Genomic DNA, 22,600 nt, shown 5'->3' with positions numbered 1-22,600 from the left:
TCGCTGGGTACCTACGACTAACTTGACCGCCTGACCGCCGCCCTTCGCCGATGCCACCTCACGCCAACAAAGACCGGCCGCTCGCGGCGCTGATCGTGCCGGATCTTCTCGAGTTGCTCGAGGAGCACCCGGAGAGCATCGGACCGCAGACGGAGGAGATGCACCCGGCCGACCTCGCGGACATCGCGGAGGCGCTGCCGGAGGACATGGTGCGCGCGTTCCTCTCGGCGTTGCCGAAGGAGCGGGCGGGCGAGGTACTCGAGTATCTCGACGAGAGCCTCCGCACCATGGTGCTCGAGGAGCTGACGGCCGTCGAAGCCGCCTCGATGATGTCGGAGATGACACCCGACGAGCGGGCCGACGCCCTCGAGGAGCTCGACGAGGAGACGGCTGATGAGATCCTCGCCGAGTTCGAGCCCGAGGAGAAAGCCGAGACCGAGCGGCTGCTGGAGTACGACCCGTACACCGCCGGCGGTCTGATGACCACCGAATTCGTGTCGGTCGACGAGAACCTCACGGCCGAAGAAGCGTTGGTCGCGGTCCGTGCGATGTCGCGGGCGGGCCGTCGCGAAGCCATGTACACCGTGTACACCATCGATGGCAACGGACGACTGCGCGGCGTATTGTCGCTGCGGGAGCTGTTGGCGTCCCCAGACGGAACGCCCTTGAGCGAACTCGCCTGGAGCGAGGTCGTGAGTGTCGCCCCCGACCTGCCGCAGGAAGAGGTCTCGCAAATCACCTCGAACTACGACCTGGTCGCGCTGCCGGTCGTCGATTCGGAGAAGCGGCTGCTCGGCGTGGTCACGGTCGACGACGTGATCGACGTCATTCAGGAAGAAGGCACGGAAGACGCACAGAAGTTCGGTGGTATGGAGGCGCTCGAAGAGCCCTACATGCAGATCGGCCTCTGGCAGAACGTACGCAAACGCGGTGGCTGGCTGGCCGTGCTAGCCGTGAGCGAGATGCTCACGGCGTCGGTGATGGCGCGCTACGAAGGCGAGATCGGTCGGGTGCTGCTGCTGTCGCAGTTCATTCCCCTTGTCATGAGCTCGGGCGGCAACTCGGGTTCGCAAGCCACGTCGCTGATCATTCGCGCGATGGCGCTGGGCGAGGTGCATCTCGGCGATTGGTGGCGTGTGGTGCTTCGTGAACTGCCCGCCGGCATTATCCTCGGCCTGCTGCTCGGCGCGATCGCGTTCGGACGGATTCTCGTGTGGAATGCGCTCGGGCTGTACGACTACGGGCCGCACTCGTTCATGATCGCCGTCACGGTTGGATTGGCGCTGGTCGGCATCGTGCTCGTGGGGTCACTGACCGGCTCGATGCTGCCGTTCCTGCTCAAACGCTTCAACTTCGACCCGGCCAGCGCCTCGGCTCCCCTCGTGGCCACGCTCGTCGACGTCTCGGCGATCAGCATCTACTTCGGTATCGCCTACCAGCTGCTCAGCGGCACGCTGCTGTGAGTCCGGAGCGGGAAGCCCCGTCGTCCGCGCAATTGCTGCGGGCGACGCTGCTGATCGTGTTGAGCGCCTGTTGCTTCGGCAGCATTTCCCCGCTCACGGTGATCGCGACCGGCCACGGCATGGCACTCGAGTCGGTGCAGGCCTGGCGGTACGCCACCAGCGCGGTGCTGCTGGTGGCGTTCGGCTGGTGGCGCGGGCTGCCCCCTCGCGCCGGCGTCGCGCCGTGGTTCACACCGCGCATTCTGCTGGTCGCGGGAGGCGGTCAGGCCACGGTCGCCACGCTGGCGCTGCTCGCACTGCAGTGGCTTCCGGCGGCCACGGTGTCGTTTCTGTTCTACACCTTCCCGGCCTGGGTGGCGGTGATCACGGCGATGCGTGGTATCGAGCGTCTCGATCGCACCCGGGTGACGGCCCTCGTGCTCGCCCTTGGCGGCATCGCGTTCATGGTAGGTGCGCCGAGCGCGGACTCACTCAACCCGTTGGGCGTTGCGGCAGTGCTTACCGCGGCGCTGGTCTATGCCATCTATATCCCCGTCCTTGGCACGTTGCAGCGCCAGCGCGAGGCCATCGACGTGTCCCGGGCCATTGCCGTGGGCGGCGCGATGCTGTTCGCGACCTGGGCCGTCGTCACCGGCACGCTCTTTCGTATTCCCGATGGCGCCGCCTTCGGGTTGAGTGCGCTGCAGGGGGTGCTGACGGCAATATCCTTCCTGACGTTTCTGGCGGGGCTGCGGGTGCTGGGCCCCGTCCGCACGGCGATCACGTCCACCGTGGAGCCGTTCTGGACGACCATGCTGGGCCTGGTGCTGCTGCGGCAGCCGGTGGGCACCGGTACCTTGATCGGTGGCGTCGCGATCATGGGCGCGGTCCTGCTTTTGCAACGGCCGCCCGTGGCGCACCGCCCCGCTCAATCGTCGGCAGCGGACACGTAGCACCCGACCTTTCTTCCTGAATGGCGATCAGCGCATGGCAAAAATTCTGGTGACCGGAGCCGCGGGTTTCATCGGCTATCATACCAGCGAACGGCTGCTGGCTCGTGGCGATGAAGTGGTGGGCCTCGACAACGTCAACGACTACTACGATCCCACGCTCAAGGAGGCGCGAATCGCGCGACTCTCAGCCAAGCCGGGATTCCGTCTGTTCCGCATGGACCTGGCCGACCGTGACGGCGTGACGCGCCTGTTTCAGGAGGAGCGCTTCGATCGCGTGATCAACCTCGCGGCGCAGGCCGGCGTGCGATACTCGATCACCAATCCGCACGCGTATATCGAGAGCAACCTCGTCGGGTTCATCAACATCCTCGAAGGGTGTCGGCACAGCGGCGTGCAGCATCTCACGTATGCGTCGTCGTCGAGCGTGTACGGCGCCAACACCGCAATGCCGTTCTCGGTGCATCAGAACATCGATCACCCGGTGTCGCTGTATGCCGCCACGAAGAAGGCGAACGAGTTGATGGCACACACGTACAGCCATCTGTACGGACTGCCCACCACTGGGCTTCGCTTCTTCACGGTGTACGGTCCGTGGGGTCGTCCCGATATGGCCATGTTCCTGTTCACCAAGGCCATTCTCGAGGGTAAGCCGATCGACGTGTTCAACCACGGCAAGATGCAGCGTGACTTCACGTACATCGACGACATCGTGGAAGGCGTGATCCGCACCAGCGATCACACCGCCGAGCCGAATCCGGAGTGGAACTCCGATGCCCCCGATCCGGCCACGAGTAAGGCGCCGTACCGGATCTACAACATCGGCAACAACAACCCGGTGGAATTGATGTATCTCATCGAGACCATCGAGAAGTCGCTGGGCCGCACGGCGGAGAAGCGGATGCTGCCGCTGCAGCCGGGCGATGTGCCGGCCACGTATGCGAACGTGGACGCGCTGGTGCGCGATGTCGGTTTCGCGCCGAAGACGCCGATCGAAACGGGCGTGGCGAACTTCGTCGCTTGGTATCGCGAGTACTTTCAGATCGGAGACTGACGCATCATGAAGATTGCCATGATCGGCACGGGCTATGTCGGCCTCGTGTCCGGTGCCTGTTTTGCCGAGTTCGGCCCTGACGTGACGTGTGTGGACGTCGATGCGGCCAAGATCGAACGGTTGCTCAAGGGTGAAATCCCGATCTACGAACCGGGACTCGACGCGCTGGTGGCCAAGGGCATCACGAGCGGACGCTTGTCGTTCACCACCGACCTGGCCAAGGCCGTGTCGGAAGCGGACGCCGTGTTCATCGCGGTCGGCACGCCCTCGCGCCGCGGTGATGGACACGCCGATCTGCGCTACGTGGAAGCGGCCGCGATCGAGATTGCGAAGTCGCTGCAGGGGTACACGGTGGTCGTCACGAAGAGCACCGTGCCGGTCGGCACCGGTCGCCGGGTGGCGGAGATCATTCGCGGCGCCAATCCGTCGGCCGAATTCGACGTGGCGTCGAATCCCGAGTTCTTGCGCGAGGGCTCTGCGATCGGCGATTTCATGCGCCCCGATCGCGTGGTGATCGGCGCGGAGACGGATCGTGCACGGGCCGTGATGCAGGCGCTGTATCGTCCGCTGTATCTCATGGAGACGCCGGTCGTGATGACGACGCTCGAGACCGCGGAGCTCACGAAGTACGCCGCCAACGCATTTCTCGCCACGAAGATCACGTTCATCAACGAGATCGCGGACCTCTGTGAGAAGGTCGGTGCCAACGTACAAGATGTCGCGCGCGGCATGGGCCTCGACGGTCGCATCGGCAAGAAGTTTTTGCACGCCGGGCCTGGGTACGGCGGCTCCTGCTTCCCGAAGGACACCATCGCGCTCGTGCGCACGGCGCAGGAATACGGATCGCCCGCGCGGCTGGTAGAAACCGTTGTGCAGGTGAACGACACGCGAAAGGGCGCGATGGCGTCACGGGTGATCGCGGCGTGTGGTGGCTCGGTGCGTGGCAAGACCGTAGGCGTGCTGGGCGTGGCGTTCAAGCCGAACACCGACGACATGCGCGACGCCCCGAGCCTGGCCATCGTGCCGGCGCTGCAGGATGCCGGCGCAACGGTGCGCGCCTACGATCCGGCCGCCATGCATGAAGCGAAGGCATTGCTGCCCGGCGTGCAGTGGTGTGCCGACGCCTACGATGCTGCGGTCGGCGCCGATGTGCTGGTGATCATTACCGAGTGGAACGAGTTCCGCGCGCTCGATCTCGATCGTGTGGGCGCGTCGATGACGCAGAAGGTGTTGGTCGACCTCCGCAACGTCTATCGCGGCGAGGATGTTCGAAAGTTGGGCTTTAGATACACGAGCATCGGCCGACCGTAAGCGTCCATCCTGCTCGAGTCAGCACAGCGCCCGGCCCTCATGGCCGGGCGCTTTTTGTTGGCACAGCCTGTGCTTTTCTGAACGACAGCGGGAGCGACGATCATGCCGCGGCACGTGCACACCATCGCCGAAGGAAGTTCGCAAGTCGTTACGTGACATGCCGTTAGTACAATCGTCTTCTCACGAACCCTCGATAACGTGGCCGATGCCGGGCACGAGACGCGGAAGGAACTGCCCGTCACACGGCAGGTTCTTCCGTCACACAGGTACTCGCAGGACCGAGTCACTGAACTGACATGTGCGGCATTGCCGGATTCTGGACGGGCGCGTGCGACGACGGGGCAGCGCGAGCTGCGCTGACGCGTATGACCGATGCATTGGTGCATCGGGGGCCCGACGCATCCGGTCTGTGGGTCGATGCGCCCCGCGGCCTCGCACTTGGTCATCGTCGCCTCTCGATCGTCGACCTCAGCCCCCTTGGCCAGCAGCCGATGATGTCGACCTCGGGGCGCTACTGGCTCGTGTTCAACGGCGAGATCTATAACTACCGGGTGCTTCGCGAGACGCTGCACGCGCAAGGCGCGACATTCCGCGGCCACTCGGATACGGAAGTCCTACTGGCGCTCATCGAGCGTGACGGGTTCGCGGCCGCGCTCGGCCAGTGCGTCGGCATGTTCGCCATCGCGCTCTGGGATCGCGGGGCCGGACAACTCTCCCTCGCCCGTGACCGCTTCGGCGAGAAGCCGCTCTACATCGGACGGTGTCACGGTGGATTGGCGTTCGCGTCCGAACTGTCGGCGCTGCGCACATTGCCCGGCGTGTCCAGTGACATCGAGCCGGCAGCGCTCGCCGCGTATCTGCGTCACGGCTACGTGCCGGCGCCGATGTCCATGTTGCGCGACGTGGTCAAGCTCGAGCCGGGCACGATCGCGACGTTTGCCGCGCCGGTGTATGGCAGCGCGCAGACCACGCGCTATTGGAGCGTGCGCGACGCCGCCCTGGCCGGCCTGGCGACCCCCTTCGCTGGCAGCGACACGGATCGCGTGGAGCAGCTCGACACGTTGCTGCGGAGCGCGGTCGCTGACCAGATGGTCGCCGATGTCCCGCTCGGCGCCTTTCTCTCCGGCGGCATCGATTCGTCCTTGATCGTGGCGCTGATGCAGGCGCAGAGTGCGCGACCGGTGCGCACGTTTACGATCGGATTTCGCGAGTCGGCGTTCGACGAAGCGCCGCATGCTGAAGCCGTCGCGCGCCACCTCGGGACCGAACACACGACGATGTTCGTCACGGCACAAGACGCACTCGATGTGATCCCAAGGCTCCCGTCCATCTACAATGAGCCCTTTGCCGACTCATCGCAGATTCCCACCGTGCTCGTGTCCAAGCTCGCGCGCGAGCACGTCACCGTGGCGTTGAGCGGTGATGGTGGCGACGAGCTCTTTGGCGGCTACTCACGCTACCCGCTGGCGATGCAGGCGTGGCCGCGCCTCTCACGCGTACCATACTCGATGCGTCGGGCCACACGCGCGCTGGTGACGTCCGTAGGCGCCGGTACGTGGAATCGCGCCCTCGGCCCGATGGGGCTCGTGGCGCGCGGCGTGACCGGCGATCGCATGCACAAACTGGCCACGCTGATCGACATGCGGAACTTCCCGGACTTCTATCTGCACCTCGTGTCGGCGTGGCGTCGTCCGCAGGATCTGCTGCCCGGCGTCACCGAGCAGCACACGGCGATCCGCGCCCCGTTCAGCCCCGGGCGAGGCGGCCTGCTGGCCGACATGATGTACCGCGATCAGGTCAGCTACCTGCCTGATGATATTCTCGTGAAAGTCGATCGCGCCGCGATGGCCGCCAGCCTCGAAACACGGGCGCCGTTGCTCGACCACCGGGTGGCCGAGTTTGCATGGCAGCTTCCCGTGAACTGCTGGCAGCGCGCTGGCCAGGGCAAGTGGATCGTCCGACAGGTGCTGGACCGCTACGTGCCGCGCGCCCTCATTGACCGGCCTAAGCAAGGATTCGGCGTGCCGATCGCTGAATGGCTGCGCGGTCCCCTGCGGGACTGGGCGGATGATCTGTTGTCACCGGAGGCGTTGCGCCGCGACGGCATCTTCCGCGCCGAGCCGGTGCTGCAAACGTGGAAGGAACACCGTGATGGCAGCCGGAACTGGGCACCGTCGCTCTGGCATCTGTTGATGTTCCAGGCATGGAGACACGGCTGATGCGCGGCCTGCTTCGCGCTGCATTGGCCGTGGGCGGACTGACCGCTGCGGTGAAGCTCGTGGCGCTGCTCAAGGACAGTCTCGTCGCCGCCCAGTTCGGCAATGGCGCGGCCCTCGACGCGTTCCTGCTCGCGCTCGTGGTTCCGACCTTTTTGATAGGCGTTGCGGCGGGCACGCTGCCAGCGGCGCTCACACCTGCCTACATCGCGCAGCGCGAGCATCGCAGCTCCGCGTCGGCGAAACTGCTTGCCGGTGCCGTGCTGCGACAGAGCTATCGCTGGCTGGTCGTACTCTCAGGTGTCGCCGCGCTCGCCTCCGTGCTGCTCGGGTGGCTTCCTGGCGCGCGACTCGACGCCGATACGCGCGATATGCTTCCACTGCTCGCCTTCGTGCTCGCGCCGTTCACGCTGCTGCAGGGCGTCTGCGCAGCATGGAGCGGACTGCTGGCCGCTGAGGGAGCGTATCGCGCCAGTGCGTTCGCGCCGATTGCACAGCCGCTTGGCATCGCGCTCGGCATCGCGTTCGTGCCTGACCCGACGGTGTGGACGATGGTGGCTGGCCTGCTCGCCGGTACATTGGCGCAGGCCGCCTGGCTTGCATGGTCGCTGCGGGTGCATGGCCTGTCAATTCGCGGCGTCGCCATGTCCCGTGTTCCCCACCATGAGCGCGCCGCCTTGAGCACCGCGTTGGCGCGCGTGCGGGTGCAGTACCTACCGGCCGTGGCCGGCGCGATCCTGATGAGTGCGACCACGCTGGTCGACCAGACGATGGCTGCTTGGCTGCCGGTCGGCAGCGTGTCCGCGCTCGGCTACGGCACCAAACTCAGCTCGGTACTCATGACCGTCGGCGCGATGGCGCTCAGCACGACGCTGCTGCCTCATCTCTCGGCGTTGGTGGCGCGTGCCGAGTGGACGGCGCTGCGAGAGCTCGAACGCCGGCTCCGCTGGCTGCTGCTCGGCACGACGATTCCCGTGACCATCGCGCTGATGTTCTTCTCAGTGCCGATCGTCCAGCTCCTGTTCGAGCGCGGTGCCTTCTCCGCCGTGGAGACGGTGACGGTCTCGCGCGTCCAGGCGGCGTACCTGTTGCAAGTCCCGGGACATCTGCTCGGCATTCTGTACGTGCGACTGATCTCCGCGCTGCAAGCGAACCGTCTGTTGACGATCGGCTCGGCGATCAATCTCGTCGTGAACATCGGCTTGAACGTCGTGTTCATGCGCCGGTACGGTGTCGCCGGCATTGCACTCTCCACCGCTGCCGTGTACGCGGTCTCGTGCGCCTATCTCGCCGTCGTCGCACACCGGCGGTTGCGGGCGGCGGAAGCGGAGTCGATCCGCGTGGTGCAGCCCGATTCCGGGTCGCCACTCACCCGTGTCGCGGAGGCATCGTGCGCATCGGCTGCGTGATCGCCTCGCTGGGATCCGGCGGCGCCGAACGCGTCATGTTGTCGCTGTGCACCGCGTGGGCGGCGCGCGGCGACACCGTCACGTTGTTCACGTTCGATGATGGGAGTCAGGATTTTCACGCGGTGCCAGTCGGCGTCACGCGCGTCGCGCTCGACATTGCCGGCGTGAGCTCGTCGTCACTCGGGGCAATCCGGGCCAACGTGGCTCGGCTTCGTACGTTGCGGCGCGCCCTGCGCAGTGTCGCACTCGATGTCATCGTGAGCTTCACCGACCGCACCAACGTGAGCACGCTGCTGGCCGCCCGCGGACTCGGCATTCCGGTCGTGATATCGGAGCGCATCGATCCGCGACGGCATGACATCGGTACTGCGTGGTCGATGCTGCGACGACGTACCTACCGCGGTGCGACTGCACTGGTGGTCCAAACGGAGCGCGTGCGTTCGTGGGCCGAGACGCACGTCTCGGCATCCCGCGTGCATGTGATTGGGAATCCGCTCCGCGAAGTCGCCGCGCCGCCGGTCGCCGCCGGTGACCGCGCCGCGACGATCGCTGCCGTTGGTCGACTGGTGCCGCAGAAGGGCTTCGACACGTTGCTCCGCGCCTTCGCGCTCGTGCACCGCACCCACCCGGCGTGGCGTCTGGTGATCAGCGGCGAAGGGCCGCTGCGCGCGTCGTTGGAAGCGCAGGTGCGGGAGCTTGGGCTCGACGCCGTCGTAACCCTCCCTGGCCGGACATCCACGGTTGACGCGGTACTCGCCGGGTCGGCGGTATTCGTACTCTCCTCGCGCTACGAGGGCTTCCCGAATGTGCTACTCGAGGCGATGGCGTGCGGCTGCGCGTGTGTCGCCACCGACTGCGACTCGGGGCCGTCGGACTTGCTGGAGCACGATGCCTTGGGGTTGCTCGTACCGGTAGACGATGCCGCCGCCCTCGCCGACGCTATCACACGTGTGCTGGACAATCCGGTGTTCCGGAGTCAGTTGGGCGAATCAGCGCGGGCGTCGACGCAGCGCTTCGCACCCGCACGCATGCTGCAAGCGTGGGACGATGTGTTCGTCGCCTCGCGCCGGCGCGCCGCATGACAGCCGCCATGATTCCCACGGCCGTCATCGTCGGTACGTCGACGCTGGCGCGCGTCGCCCGAAGCGTCGGTGCGTTGGTGGCCGTTGCCTTTCTGTTCTCAGGCTTCAGCACGTGGGCCTTCAACACGGGCGCGATTCCGTTGCCACCACTGGCATTCATGCTGGTGGTGCTCGCATGTGCCGGCGTAGCGGTGCTGCTCGAACCCGCGCGGCTCGGCGGTGCGCGCCTGAAAGCCTGGAGCGCGGCGAGCGCGTGCTTCGCCATGCTCGCGTTCCTCTGGTCGTCGGGCAGCGAGGTGGCACTGCAGGAGGCGCAGACGCGCACATTGTCGGCCATGCTGCTGGTGGGATTCTCCCTGTTGATGGCCGATGCATCGACACGGACCCTCACGCGCCGTGCCGTTGCCGTCTGCACACTGATCACGGTGGCGATCAACGTCTGGGAGATCACGCACCCGATGACGTTCAGCATGGCGCTGGGTCGATCGGCCAGCTTCTACGTGAACCCGAACATCGCCGGCGCCGCACTCGTGAGCGGCATGCTGCTGGCCCTCCCGGTTGTGCCGGCGCGCCTACGCGAGGCATTTGTGCTGATCGTCGGTGCCGGCGTGTTCCTCACGCTGTCGCGCGGGGCCCTGCTCTGCTTCGGCATCGTCGTTGCCGTGCTGCTTGCGTCGCGCCTGCTGCGCGTGAAGCGACTGTCCCTGCTGACCGGCGGCGGCACGCTGCTCGTGGCGTCGGTCATGGGCGCCATGATGGCCAGCGGTGAGCTGAGTTACCTGAGCGGTGGCGCCGAACGCTTCGTGAAACAGCGCCTCGGAATCGGGTCGCGTGAAGAACTCAGTGCCGATGTGAGCGCGTCGTCACGATCGCAGCTGGCCATGCATGCGCTCGACCTATTCGGCGAGCGCCCGCTCACCGGATTCGGCACGGGCGCCACGGTGGAGTGGAACGAACCCGAGTCCACTCACAACATCTACGTACGACACGTCGCCGAGTATGGCGTACTCGGCGCGCTGCTGATGCCTGGTCTGTTGTTCCTGGCGTGGCCGCGTCACCGGCCACGCGCGCTTCGCGTGTACCATGGCGCGGCGCAGGCGTTCGTGACGTTCGTCGCCCTCTGGGGGCTGTTCTCGCACAACGTGGCCGACGACGCGTTCATCTTGATCGGCTTGGCGCTCATCACCGCACTCCCGGATCGACTCGATCCCGAGTCCGTACCATGAGCGCCACGATGAGCGACCGCACGCTTATTCGGAATGACACCGCCGCACCATCCGCCTTGCGGGTGGTCATGCTGCTGGGCGGGTTGGGTATCGGTGGCGCCGAAACGCAGGCGATCGCGCTGGCGTCCGAGTTGCAGCGCGACGGCCACACCGTCGACCTGGTGACGTTGGCTGATGGGGCCCTGCGCCCGGTAGTTGAGTCGCTCGGACTCACGCTGCATGTGCTGCCGCGCGTCGCCGGTCTCGCGTTCACGGCCATGCCGGCGCTGACGCGATGGCTCACGATCTCGAAACCGCAGGTCGTGTACGCCTTTCTCGAAGTGCAATGGCTGCTGGCGTTGGCAGCGGTTTCGTGTATCCCAGCCGCCCGCCGCCCACGAGTCGTGCTCGGGCTTCGCACCAGCGACTACGATGCGCAGTCGCCGCAGCTCAAGGCACGTCTTGTTCGCACGCTCGCCAAACGCTCCACGCCGCGGGCGGATCTCCTGATCGCCAATAGCCGCGCGGGACTCGACAGCTATCGTGCGGTCGTTTCCAATGCGCCCCATGGCGTGGTGGTACCCAACGGCATCGATGTCACGCGGTTCATGCCATCGCCGGTATCGCGCGCGTACTGGCGCGGCATCTGGTCCATTCCGACGGATGCGACCATCGTCGGGCACGTGGGTCGCCTGGATCCCGTGAAGGATCACGAACTGCTGCTGCGTGCGTTTGCCGTCGCGTGCGCGAGTGACGTGGCGTGTCACCTCGTGTGCGTGGGCCATGGTGATCCCGATCGCGTCGCCTCGCTCGAGCAGCTCGCGGAGGCACTGGGCATCGCGAGCCGTGTGCACCTCGTGGGCGGTCAAGCGGATACCAGCACGATATATCCCGCGTTCGATCTGCTCGCGCTGACGTCGCGCCGTGAAGGATTTCCCAACGTCGTCGCGGAGGCGATGTCCTGCGGCGTTCCGGCCATTGTCACCGACTGTGGCGCCTCGGCGGACATCGTCGCCGGACTCGGCGAGGTCGCGCCGGTCGGCTCGGTTGACGCCTTCGCCATCGGACTGACTCGACTGCGTGCGCGCTGCGCGGCCGCACTCGCACAAGACAGTCGTTCCCACATCGTCTCCAATTTCAGTCTCGGGGCAGCGGCATCGCGCACTGCTGCCGCCCTGCAGTCCCTGTTTCAGGTGGACACCGTATGACACCAACACCGATTTCCTCCGCTGCGGTCACGGGCGCCATCGTGCCCTCGTCGCCGCACAGCACATTGACGGCGCTCGACGTGTTGCGACTGGCACTGCGCAAGCGACGGCTGCTGTTGTTCGTGCCGATGCTGCTGGCCGCGACCGTGGTTGGCGTCGGACTGCTGGCGGACCGACAATGGGTCTCGCAGGCCGCTTTCGTCGCACAATCGCCTGGCGGTGGCATCTCGCGCTTGGCGGGACTGGCGGCGCAATTCGGCGTGAACGTGCCGAACGCGCAGGCGGGGCAATCTCCCGACTTCTACGCCGATGTGTTGCGTGGCGACGGGATGATGCGACAGCTGCTGGCCAGCCGATACACCACGGCGAGCGGCAAGCCAGTCGAATTGTCCATGCATTTGGTGCCGGGCGTTGCCGATACGGCACGCCGCGCCGAACTCGCGCTACGCCAGTTGCGCACGATGGTGAGCGCCAGCGTGGGGATCAAGACCGGACTGGTGCGTCTTTCGGTGCGTCTCGATGACCCCGAACTGGCCCGCCAGGTGGCAGCGCGCGCCCTCGAAGAGTTGAATCGCTTGAATGTGATGGCGCAACAGGCGCAGGCATCGCAGGAACGCGTCTTCACCGACGCCCGCCTCTCCATGGCACGCGGCGAACTGCGTGTGGCCGAAGACCGGCTCGAAGACTTCCTGCGCAGCAATCGCGTGTTCAGTGGTGCGCCGCAACTGGTCCTGCAGGAGGACCGGCTCCGTCGCGAGGTGAATCTGCGACAGCAGGTGGTGTCCGGCCTCGCGCAAGGGCTCGAGCAAGCACGCCTCGAAGAGAGCCGCAATCTGCCCGTGATTACGGTAGTCGAAGCACCGGTCCGGCCGGCGCTGCCGGATAGCCGACGACTCGTCTTGAAGGCGCTGTTCGCGGCGATCGTTTCGTTCACGGTGCTGCTGGCGCTGGTGCTGGCTGGCGAGTGGCGTCGACGCCTCGCCGTGCTGAACCCCGCGTTGTCGGCGGAAATGGAATCCCTCGCCGCCGAGGCTGCGGGCGACCTTCGGTATCCGTGGCGTCTGAAGACAAAGTCGCGTTCTGACGACCACTCGCGCGCCGCCTGAGCTGCACCATGCCCACGTCCACCGCGTCTCCTCGTCTGCTGCACATCATCACCGGTCTCGGAACCGGTGGTGCTGAGGCGAGCCTCGTCCGTGTCATTCGCGGCGCGGAGGATCCGTCGCGCCACGCGGTGGTCTCACTGACCACGCGTGGCACGCGTGCCAACGAGCTGGAGGCGATGGGCGTGAACGTCCGTGCACTCGGACTCGCACGCGGACACGCCTCATGGAAGGCGTTACGCGACCTGCGGGCAATCGCGCGGGACGTACGGGCCGACGTGATTCAGGGATGGATGTACCACGCCAGCTTCGCAGCCTCGTTACTCTCGATGACGAGTCGCGAACATTGGCCGGTGCTGTGGAACGTCCGGCACGCGCTCGACGCGTGGGAATCGGAGCCGAGAAAGCTGCGTTGGCTCATACAGCTCATGGCGCGCTTCTCGAGTCACCCGCAGGCGGTGATCTACAACTCGTCACGCGCGGCGCGCCAGCACGAGGCGCTTGGTTACGCCGCCACGCGTACGGTTGTGATACCCAATGGGGTCGATACCGAGCGCTTCACGCCGAATGCGGCAAGCCGGTCTGCCACCCGACAAGTGCTCGGCGTTCCGGCCAACGCCGTCGTGATCGGCATGGCCGCGCGGGTGGATCCGCTCAAGGACCACGACACCTTTCTTCGCGTGGCCGCACAGATCGCCGCGCGAACTTCGAACATCCACTTCCTGTTGGTTGGTACGGGTACCGAAGCGGGCACCGCAGCGCAGCCATGTCCGCTCGACGCAGCAATGGCAGCGCGGGTCTCCGAGGTACCAGCGCTTGGCCGTCGCGTGGTGCGCTGCGGCGAGCGCCGCGACATGCCCGCGATCTACAACGCGTGCGACCTCGTAATGCTCACGTCGCGTAGCGAAGGAAGCCCCAATGCCGTGGCCGAGGCGATGAGCTGCGGCGTGCCCTGTGTCGTTACCGACGTCGGCGACGCGGCGCAGCTTGTCGGCCGAAGTGGCGAGGTCGCCCCGGTTGGTGATGTGACCGCCCTGACGGACGCGGCGCTTCGACTGGTCAACCATGAGGCCCGACGCGCCGAGTGCGGGCACCTGGCGACGGCACGCATACGAGCGCAGTACGCGGCGCCGATCGAGTGCGCTGCCTATGCACGCCTGTGGGTCTCGGCGAGCGCTGGTACCGCATCGGTGCCCTTGCATCGCGCCGCACCAGTCGAGCGGGCACCACGAGTGCTGGTGGTCACGACCATCAGCACGACACTGAGTGCGTTTCTGTTGCCCTATGCCGATCACTTCCGTGCGCGCGGCTGGCAGGTGGATGCGCTGGCAGCCGGTGCCACGACGCACGCCGGACTTGGCATGCACTACGACCGGCTGTTCGATGCCTCGTGGCAGCGTCGTGTAGGCGGGGTGCGGCACGCGTGGCGTACGTGGCGCGCGCTCTGGGGCGCGCCGCGACAGGTGCGCGCCATCGTGGCCGATGGCGCCTACGATCTCGTGCATGTGCATACGCCGATCGCGGCTTGGATCACGCGCTTCGCGCTGCGAGATCGTGCACCAACGACGAAGGTGATCTACACGGCGCATGGCTTTCACGCGTATCCGGGCGCCAGTCGCTTGCGCAACGCGCTGTTCCGCGCGGTCGAGCGCACGGCGGCGGCGTGGACGGACTACCTCGTCGTGATCAATGCCGATGACCTCGCAATCGCGACGAAGGATCAGCTGGCGCCGCCTGGCCGGATCGTGCATCACCCCGGCATCGGCGTCGACGCGCGTCACTATCATGCCGCGTCGGCCGTCGATCGGCGCACCACGCGACACGGGCTGGGCTTCGGCGAATCGCAGCCACTGATCGCCGTGGTGGCTGAGTTCAACCGCAACAAACGCCAGGCGGATGTGATCGAGGCGCTCGCGCTGCTCGCGAGTCGGGTCACGGCCATGCCGACCGTACTCTTTCTTGGCGACGGCCCGCGTCGTGCCACCGTCGAGGCGCTCGCGGTGGCGCGGGGCGTGGCGGATCACGTGCGCTTTCTCGGACATCGTCGCGACGTGGCTGCCGTCGTGGCCAGCACGGATGCCCTGCTGCTGCCGTCGAAGCGTGAGGGATTGCCGCGTTGCCTGCTCGAGGCAATGGCGATGCACGTACCCGTGATCACCTCTGACGCCCGCGGATCGCGTGATCTCGTGGCCCAGGGACGCGGTTTGAGCTATCGCACCGGCCACGTGAATGCGCTCGCGGACGCACTGGCCACTCTGCTGCGACAGCCGGTGGAGGCGCGCGCGCGCGCCGACCGTGCCGCCGCGTGGATCGAGCGGGAGGCCGCGCTGCGGCACATCACGGCACTTCACGACCAGTTGTACGACGCCGCGCTGCGTGGTACCGGCCTGGATGTGGATCGATCGGTCGCTGCGGAGCCGAGCGCAGACGTTCACGGACGGGCGGCGTGATGATCAAGCGCACGCTCGACATCGTCATCGCCGCTTCGGTACTGCTCATCACCTCGCCGCTGCTGCTGCTCCTGGCGCTCGCTGTGCGCCTGAACCTTGGCACGCCGGTGCTGTTCCGGCAACAGCGCCCGGGGCTGCACGGCCGTCCGTTCACGATGGTCAAGTTCCGCACGATGCGCGATGCGGTCGGCCGCGACGGCCGCGCGCTGCCCGATGCCGACCGACTCACGCCGTTCGGTAAGCTGCTGCGTTCCACCAGTCTGGATGAACTGCCGGAGCTCTGGAACGTGCTGCGTGGTGACATGTCTTTGGTCGGACCACGTCCGCTGCTGATGGAGTATCTCGACCGCTACACCCCGGAGCAGGCCCGACGTCACGAGGTACGGCCCGGTGTGACGGGATGGGCGCAGGTGCACGGGCGCAACGCCGTGTCGTGGGACGAGCGGTTCCGCCTCGATGTGTGGTATGTCGAGCATCAGTCGCTCATGCTCGACCTGCGGATTCTCGTGCGCACGTTTACCACGGTACTGCGACGTACGGGCGTCAGCGCACAGGGCGAAGCCACTATGTCAGTCTTCGAAGGAAGCGCACGATGAACGAGATCGTGATCTATGGCGCCGGTGGCCTCGGGCGCGAAGTCGCGCAGATGCTGGAAGACCTCAACGCGCTCGAGCCGCGATGGTCGGTCCTCGGCTTTCTCTCCGACGACCCAGCCCTTCGGGGCACGAGATCCGGCGACTTGCCGGTCATCGGCAGCAGCGAGTGGGTGCGGGCCCGCACACAACCGATTTCCGTGGTCGTGGCCGTGGGCAGTCCCGCCCTCAAGCATCGCCTGGTGCAGCGCGTGCGGTGCCCACTCACGACGTTCCCGACCATTGTGCATCCGTCGGTCACGATGGGAGGGCGCGTCTCACTCGGCGAGGGCACCGTTGTCGGGGCCGGCGCCGTGTTCACGGTGGACATTCGGGTGGGTGCGTTCGTGACCGTGGGCATCGGCTGCACGATTTCGCACGACGACGTGCTGTGCGACTACGCGACGCTCGCGCCCGGCGTGAACGTGAGCGGCGCGGTGACCGTGGGCGAAGGCACGGACGTGGGCACCGGCAGCCAGGTGATCCAGGGGATATCGATTGGTGAATGGAGTATTGTCGGCGCGGGCGCAGTGGTGTGTCGTGACCTGCCGGCGAATGTGACCGCGGTCGGCGTGCCGGCCAAGACGATCAAAGAACGCCCATCGGGCTGGCATCGTGACCATCATGCATGAACGCATTTATCTCTCGCCGCCGCATCTGGGCGAGCGCGAAGAGCAATTAGTTCTTGAAGCGTTTCGGACGAACTGGATCGCCCCACTCGGCCCGCACGTGGATGCGTTCGAGCGGGAGCTTTGCGCATACACGGGCGCCCCACACGCCGTGGCCCTCAGCTCCGGCACCGCCGCGCTGCACCTGGCGCTCGAAGCGCTCGGCATCGGCGCGGGTGACGAGGTCTGGGTGAGCTCGTTGACCTTTGCCGCATCCGTGTTTCCGCTGCGCTATGTCAGCGCGGTCCCGGTGTTCGTCGATGCGGACGCCGACTCGTGGAACATGGACCCCTCGCTCTTCGTGGAAGCGCTGCAGGACGCGGCGCGACGCAATGCGCTGCCACGTGCGGTGGTGCTGGTGCATTTGTACGGTCAGTGTGCGGACGTACGGCCGATTGCCGACGCCTGCACCGCCCATGGCGTGCTGTTGATCGAGGATGCCGCCGAAGCGCTCGGTGCCACATACGAGGGTCGCGCGGCCGGCACGTTCGGCGACGTCGGCTTTTATTCGTTCAATGGCAACAAGATCATCACGACGTCTGGCGGCGGCATGCTGATCACGCCGCATGCGCATGTCGCGCAGCGTGTGCGCACGCTGGCCACGCAGGCGCGCGAGCCGGTGCCGCACTACGAACACCGGCACGTAGGCTACAACTACCGGCTCAGCAACGTGCTGGCCGGTATCGGCCGCGGACAGCTCGAAGTGCTCGACGCGCGCGTTGCTGCGCGGCGGACGGTGTTTGACCGCTACCGTTCGGGCCTCGGCGTCTTACCGGGCCTCGCGCTCATGCCCGAAGCCACGTACGGTCGCGGCGGCATGCTCTCCACGCGCTGGCTCACCACGCTCACGATCAATGCCGCGCGTTTCGGCGCCGATTTCGAAACGGTGCGGCTGGCACTCGAGGCGCAGCAGATCGAAGCACGACCGGTGTGGAAGCCGATGCATCAGCAGCCGGTATTCGCCGGCTGTCGCGTGATCGGCGGCCGCGTATCCGATGCACTCTTCGCGACGGGCCTCTGCCTGCCGAGTGGCTCGTCGCTCACGGTCGCACAACAGGATCGCGTGATCGAGGTTGTGCGGTTATGCGTTGCCGCTGGACGCACCGATACGGGTCACGCCGCGGCGTAGTGCCGCGGCCCCGCTGAATCACCGTCGCGAGCAGTTACCAGTACAGGCCGAAGCTCTTCGTGCCGTTGCCGCTCATGACGAGCGCCGGGCCCGGCAGGCGTACCGAGTGCAGGAAGTTCTTCACGTGCACCCAGGCCGGGTTGTTGCCCGGCAACCGTGCGGCGTCGAGATCGAGGCCGATCACATACTTGCTCGGCGTGGTGCTACCAAAGGCGCGACGTCCGACCGACAGACGAACCGGCGACGGCCACGCCTTCGCCGCGGTAGACGGCAGCAGATCGTGCACGTTGGCCGACAGCCAGACGGTCTGGTTCGAATAATCCACCAGCGCGCCACGCGGGCCACGCTTGTTCAGGAAGGCGCGCGGCGCCACCGAGAACGACGGGGTGATCTTCTCGAGCACGGGGAGGTACGCCTGCGCCACCGCGTAGCCGGCGCCCATCGCATCCACGCCCAGATCGACTGCGCTGAAGCCGTTGTAGTAGCCGTCGGCCACTTCCTTCACGGTGCCGATCGCCAGCGCGACGCCGGCGCTCTTCCACGCGGCCTGCACGCGGCTGGCCCGATCGGCGCAGGTGGCATGGACGGCGGTCCGGGCCAGATGATACGAACCGAGGGCATGGAGATGCGAGCTCGGATCGGCCACGATCGCCATCGGCGCGCTCTCGTCGGCCATGCGCCAGGCACCGCCGCGCGCCATCGACTGGTATTCGAGGCCCGTGGCGAGGGCGCCGAGCGCGACCTGCGTCCCGATGCGGCTGGCCGTGGTGGCACTTTCACAGGAGCCGGATTGCGCCGCGACCGGCCGCGCGCCGAGCAGCATGGCCGCTCCAACGACCGCCAATACCGCGCTGCCCTTCGTCCAGCCCTGCGTACGCCGCATCGCGTGCATCGTGTCTCCAGTTCTTGAGGGCCGGACATCATGTCCGGCGCAGACGAAGAGGAAGCAACGGCCGTGCCCGCTTCTATCCTAGAGCAGTTTTGTGATGTTTGCGCTCTGACCATGTAGGACCAACGACGTAGCAGGTAAGCGCGGCGTGACGGCACACAGGGCCAGCGGTGTGCTATTCGTGCCGGTGGCGTGACGGTATCACGCTGCCATATTCGCCCATCCGGATGGCCCCAATCGTCACGCGGACGGCATGCTGTCGCACTCCCCCTACACCACTCGTGGCGGCAAGCGTACAGTCGAGCTCGTTTAGTCGGCTGGCGTCCGCGCAACCTTTTCGTTTTGCGCGTTGCCCACGCCACCCATGTCGCGGTCCGGATCGTTCTCCGACAAGGCGCCCGCAGTGCCGCGCCCCGGCCCCCACGTGAACGCCACAAAGCCCAGGAGAAACACGAGAGCAAATCCGAACCACTGCATGGCGTACGACTGGTGCGGTCCTTCGGATGGCGACGGCGGGGGCACGCGCGCGGCTTTCACAATGTCGTACATGGCCGTGTCGCCCAGCGCCAACAACAGGAAGGGCGCCAGCGGATGACCGGTGAGCGCGGCGATCGTGTCGCGGTCGAGCAGACGCACGGCGCGGGTGGCCGTCTGCATCTGCACCTTGCCCGGCTTGTGCGCAGGGTAGGAGATCACGAGCGCATCGAGGTCGAGCGTGTCGACCTCCCGCGCCTTATCTCGATCGAACGTGCGTCCATCAGGCGAGTACACAAAACCGCGCAGCACGAGCACCGCGGTATCGCCCCACGCCCCGTCCAGCGGCCGCACCGGGGTGAGCAGATGCACGCCCGGCGAGCCAGCCTGCGAACGCGTAGCATGCACCACTTCGCCGGCGTAATCGGCGACGCCGCGAATGTGCACACGGCGCCAATGCGACTCGGTGGTGTCGATACGCTGCAGCGTGGACACACTGACCACCGGCATCGTACCGCGCGCCAATACGATCGCGTTCTGCGCGCGCCGCTGTGTGAGCCGATCGAGCTGCCAGATACCCAGTCGAATGCACACGGCAGCGGCGATCACCGTGAGCACGCCGAACACCAACGTCGTTGTGCTGCGACGCCTCATGACTCGTTCGTCGGCGGCGTGGGCGGCGGCGTCACCTTCGTCGGACGAGTCTTACGCGGCGTTGGCCGGCTGGCGGTGCGCACGGCCGTAGTCGATGCGCGCGACCCCAACGTGGGCTTCGCGGCCGTTTTCGACGCCGGCTTTCGAGCCGGCTTCGTCTCAAGCTGAAGGGCCTTCGCCTCCGTCAAGGCCTTCTCCGGCTTCGACGCCTTCGCCGACTTCTCGCGCTTCGGCTCCTTGGCCGGCTTCGGGGCCTTCTCGCGCTTCGGCTCCTTCGCCAGCTTCGGGGCCTTCTCGCGCTTCGGCTCCTTCGTCGGCTTGGGAGCCTTCTCGCGCTTCGGCTCCTTCGCCGGCTTCGGCTCCTTCGCCGGCTTCGGCTCCTTCTCACGCTTCGGCTCCTTGGCCGGCTTCGGAGTCTTCGGCGCCTTCAGAGGCTTCTCCTGCTTCGAGCGCGACGTGCCCGGTTCCGGCAACAGCGCAACCACATCGACCACGACGCGCGCGTCCGGCTGCTCGGCCGGCAGCAGCACCAGCATGCTCAGCGGCGGCAACGACACCGTGAGCGACTGCGGGAAGCCGTGATACGGCATGAGCTCCGCCTCCGCCGTCTCGGCCACGGCGTATCCGCTGCCGCCGAACGCGGTCGCGTCGGAGTTGAGCACTACATGGTACGTGCCCATGGCCGGTGCACCGAGACGATACGCCTCGCGCGGTACCGGCGTGAGATTGAGCACGACGATCGCGTGCGAGGCCCCATCGTATCGTGCATACGACAGCACCGACTGCTCCTTGTCGGAGACGTCGATCCAGCCGAAGCCCGACGGTTCGTGGTCACGACGCCAGAAGCACGAATGCTGACGGTACAGCGCGCCAAGCGATTCCATGAACGCCATCAGTCCCTGGCGTCGAGCATCACCCATCAGATGCCATTCGAGACTGATGTCGTGATTCCACTCGTGATGCGAGCCGAGCTCGGTGCCCATGAAGAACAGCGACTTGCCGGGACGCGTGATCGAGTAGCCGATCAGTGCTCGCAGATTCGCGAAACGCTGCCAGATGTCGCCTGGCATCTTCTCGGCCAGCGACTTCTTGAGATGCACGACTTCGTCGTGCGACAACGGATTCATGAACCGCTCGCTGTACTCGTACATCATCGCGAACGTGAGCTTATCGTGCGCGCCCTTGCGGAAGAAGGGATCGACCTTGAAGTAGTCGAGCGTGTCGTGCATCCAGCCCATGTTCCACTTCAGCGTGAAGCCAAGTCCCCCCTCGCTAATCGGGTGCGTGACCTTCGGCCACGACGTGCTCTCCTCGGCCACCGTGATCACGCCCGGATGCAGCGAGTGCACGGCGTGATTCAGCTGCTTGAGGAACGACACCGCTTCGAGATTCTCGCGTCCGCCGAATCGGTTGCGGAGCCACTGGCCCGCTTCGCGGCCGTAGTCGAGGTACAACATCGACGCCACCGCGTCGACGCGTAGTCCGTCGATGTGGAACTCCTCGATCCAGTACAGCGCGTTCGCGAGGAGGAAGTTGCGTACTTCGTAGCGCGCGTAGTTGAAGATGTGCGTGCCCCACTCGGGGTGATCGCCGAGTCGCGGATCCTCGTGTTCGTAGCAGGCCGTGCCATCGAAGCGGCGTAGGGCCCAATCGTCCTTCGGGAAATGCGCCGGCACCCAATCCAGCAGCACGCCGATACCCGCCTCGTGCATCGTATCCACGAACGCACGGAAATCATCGGGCGAGCCATGTCGCGACGTAGGGGCGAAATAGCCGCCCACCTGGTAGCCCCACGAGCCGCCGAACGGATGCTCGAGAACCGGCAGCAGCTCGACATGCGTGAACCCCATGCGCTTCACATGCTCAGCCAGCCGCGGCGCCAACTCGCGATAGGTGAGCAGACGATTGTGCTCACCGCGCATCCAGGAGCCGAGATGGACTTCGTACACGAGCATCGGCTCACGCAGCGGATCGGCGTCGGCGCGCTGGGCCAGCCAGGCACCGTCCTTCCAGTCGTACGTGTCACGCGCCTGCACGATCGAGGCGTGCCCGGGACCGGGCTCCATCTTGAACGCGTACGGGTCCGTTTTTACGCGCAGCGCACCGCTCGGCGATCGAATCTCGAACTTGTACATCGCTCCCGCGCCGACACCGGGCACGAACAGCTCGAAGACGCCGCTGGCACCGAGCAGGCGCATCTGATGCGCGCGTCCGTCCCAGCCGTTGAACGCGCCGATCACCGACACACGGGTCGCGTTCGGCGCCCACACGGCGAACGACGTGCCGACCACACCGTCGATCTCGCAGAGGTGCGCCCCCAGCTTCTCCCACAATCGCAGATGGCGTCCCTCGTTGAAGAGATGCAGATCCATCTCGCCGAGGGTGGGGAGAAAGCGGTACGGGTCGTCGCGCAACACCACACGCCCATCACCGAACGTGATCTCGAGGCGATACGGCATGGGCGCGGTGCGATCGCTCAGGAAGACCGCGAACAACCCATGCTCGTCGCGCTCCATCGGCCAGCGCTGCTCGCCGAGCACCGCGGCGATGGATGCCGCATTGGGTTGGAAGGCGCGAATCGCGACCCCGTCCACACCGTCACGGGTGATCGGATGCGCCCCCAGCAGGTCGTGCGGGAGCGCAGATTCGCCTCGAACGAGTCGGAGCGCGGCGGCGGCTGAGGCAGTCGGCACAGTCATGCGTGAAGTATATCCCCCGAGGAGG

General features: G+C 66.4%; 17 protein-coding genes. 14 read left to right on the top strand and 3 right to left on the bottom strand.

Annotated features, from left to right (window positions below):
* Nucleotides 1-50: 50 nt before the first annotated feature.
* From mgtE to RMP10_RS04940, 14 genes are all read left to right on the top strand, one after another.
* Nucleotides 51-1,463, top strand: coding sequence for a magnesium transporter (gene mgtE / locus RMP10_RS05005; RefSeq protein WP_310569307.1), 1,413 nt, complete (start codon nt 51-53; stop codon nt 1,461-1,463).
* Nucleotides 1,460-2,395, top strand: coding sequence for a DMT family transporter (locus tag RMP10_RS05000; protein ID WP_310569306.1), 936 nt, complete (start codon nt 1,460-1,462; stop codon nt 2,393-2,395). The genes mgtE and RMP10_RS05000 overlap by 4 nt, the downstream gene beginning before the upstream one ends.
* Before the next feature lie 34 nt (nt 2,396-2,429).
* Nucleotides 2,430-3,446 carry an NAD-dependent epimerase gene (locus RMP10_RS04995; protein WP_310569305.1) on the top strand — a complete coding sequence of 339 codons (1,017 nt, stop codon included), beginning with the start codon at nt 2,430-2,432 and terminating at the stop codon, nt 3,444-3,446.
* A 6-nt stretch (nt 3,447-3,452) separates the two neighbouring features.
* Nucleotides 3,453-4,757 (top strand): UDP-glucose/GDP-mannose dehydrogenase family protein, encoded by a 1,305-nt coding sequence (locus RMP10_RS04990; RefSeq protein ID WP_309671323.1) that lies wholly within the window; start codon nt 3,453-3,455, stop codon nt 4,755-4,757.
* A gap of 296 nt (nt 4,758-5,053) precedes the next feature.
* On the top strand, nt 5,054-6,976 hold the full coding sequence (asnB, locus tag RMP10_RS04985) for an asparagine synthase (glutamine-hydrolyzing) (RefSeq protein WP_310569304.1): 1,923 nt from the start codon (nt 5,054-5,056) through the stop codon (nt 6,974-6,976).
* Nucleotides 6,976-8,382 (top strand): lipid II flippase MurJ, encoded by a 1,407-nt coding sequence (locus tag RMP10_RS04980; protein WP_310569303.1) that lies wholly within the window; start codon nt 6,976-6,978, stop codon nt 8,380-8,382. The genes asnB and RMP10_RS04980 overlap by 1 nt, the downstream gene beginning before the upstream one ends.
* A complete protein-coding gene (locus RMP10_RS04975) occupies nt 8,364-9,464 on the top strand; it encodes a glycosyltransferase family 4 protein (RefSeq protein WP_310569302.1) in 1,101 nt (366 codons plus the stop codon). Before RMP10_RS04980 ends, RMP10_RS04975 begins: the two co-directional genes overlap by 19 nt.
* Nucleotides 9,461-10,690 (top strand): O-antigen ligase family protein, encoded by a 1,230-nt coding sequence (locus RMP10_RS04970; RefSeq protein ID WP_310569301.1) that lies wholly within the window; start codon nt 9,461-9,463, stop codon nt 10,688-10,690. Before RMP10_RS04975 ends, RMP10_RS04970 begins: the two co-directional genes overlap by 4 nt.
* Nucleotides 10,687-11,877: a glycosyltransferase gene (locus RMP10_RS04965; protein WP_310569300.1), complete on the top strand. Its 1,191-nt coding sequence runs from the start codon at nt 10,687-10,689 to the stop codon at nt 11,875-11,877. Before RMP10_RS04970 ends, RMP10_RS04965 begins: the two co-directional genes overlap by 4 nt.
* On the top strand, nt 11,874-12,983 hold the full coding sequence (locus tag RMP10_RS04960; protein WP_310569299.1) for a hypothetical protein: 1,110 nt from the start codon (nt 11,874-11,876) through the stop codon (nt 12,981-12,983). Before RMP10_RS04965 ends, RMP10_RS04960 begins: the two co-directional genes overlap by 4 nt.
* An 8-nt stretch (nt 12,984-12,991) precedes the next feature.
* On the top strand, nt 12,992-15,430 hold the full coding sequence (locus RMP10_RS04955; RefSeq protein ID WP_310569298.1) for a glycosyltransferase: 2,439 nt from the start codon (nt 12,992-12,994) through the stop codon (nt 15,428-15,430).
* Nucleotides 15,430-16,026 carry a sugar transferase gene (locus RMP10_RS04950; RefSeq protein WP_310569297.1) on the top strand — a complete coding sequence of 199 codons (597 nt, stop codon included), beginning with the start codon at nt 15,430-15,432 and terminating at the stop codon, nt 16,024-16,026. Before RMP10_RS04955 ends, RMP10_RS04950 begins: the two co-directional genes overlap by 1 nt.
* Nucleotides 16,023-16,694 (top strand): acetyltransferase, encoded by a 672-nt coding sequence (locus RMP10_RS04945; RefSeq protein ID WP_310569296.1) that lies wholly within the window; start codon nt 16,023-16,025, stop codon nt 16,692-16,694. The genes RMP10_RS04950 and RMP10_RS04945 overlap by 4 nt, the downstream gene beginning before the upstream one ends.
* Entirely contained in the window at nt 16,687-17,859 is a 1,173-nt protein-coding gene (locus RMP10_RS04940; RefSeq protein WP_310569295.1) for an aminotransferase class I/II-fold pyridoxal phosphate-dependent enzyme, read from the top strand. The genes RMP10_RS04945 and RMP10_RS04940 overlap by 8 nt, the downstream gene beginning before the upstream one ends.
* A 34-nt stretch (nt 17,860-17,893) precedes the next feature.
* Here RMP10_RS04940 and RMP10_RS04935 read toward each other — a convergent pair whose 3' ends face one another.
* The 3 genes from RMP10_RS04935 to glgB form a co-directional block, all read right to left on the bottom strand.
* The gene (locus RMP10_RS04935; protein ID WP_310569294.1) at nt 17,894-18,742 is read right to left on the bottom strand and encodes a hypothetical protein; all 849 of its coding nucleotides are present in this window, start codon (nt 18,740-18,742) and stop codon (nt 17,894-17,896) included.
* A 315-nt stretch (nt 18,743-19,057) separates the two neighbouring features.
* Complete coding sequence (locus RMP10_RS04930) at nt 19,058-19,876, bottom strand: SURF1 family protein (protein ID WP_310569293.1); 819 nt, start codon at nt 19,874-19,876, stop codon at nt 19,058-19,060.
* The gene (gene glgB, locus RMP10_RS04925) at nt 19,873-22,575 is read right to left on the bottom strand and encodes a 1,4-alpha-glucan branching protein GlgB (RefSeq protein ID WP_310569292.1); all 2,703 of its coding nucleotides are present in this window, start codon (nt 22,573-22,575) and stop codon (nt 19,873-19,875) included. The genes RMP10_RS04930 and glgB overlap by 4 nt, the downstream gene beginning before the upstream one ends.
* Nucleotides 22,576-22,600: the final 25 nt, after the last annotated feature.

The sequence above is a fragment of the Gemmatimonas sp. genome (assembly GCF_031426495.1).
GTDB lineage: Bacteria > Gemmatimonadota > Gemmatimonadetes > Gemmatimonadales > Gemmatimonadaceae > Gemmatimonas.
The sequence above is the reverse complement of the archived record's forward strand: the minus strand, read 5'-3'. Positions and strand labels throughout refer to the sequence as shown.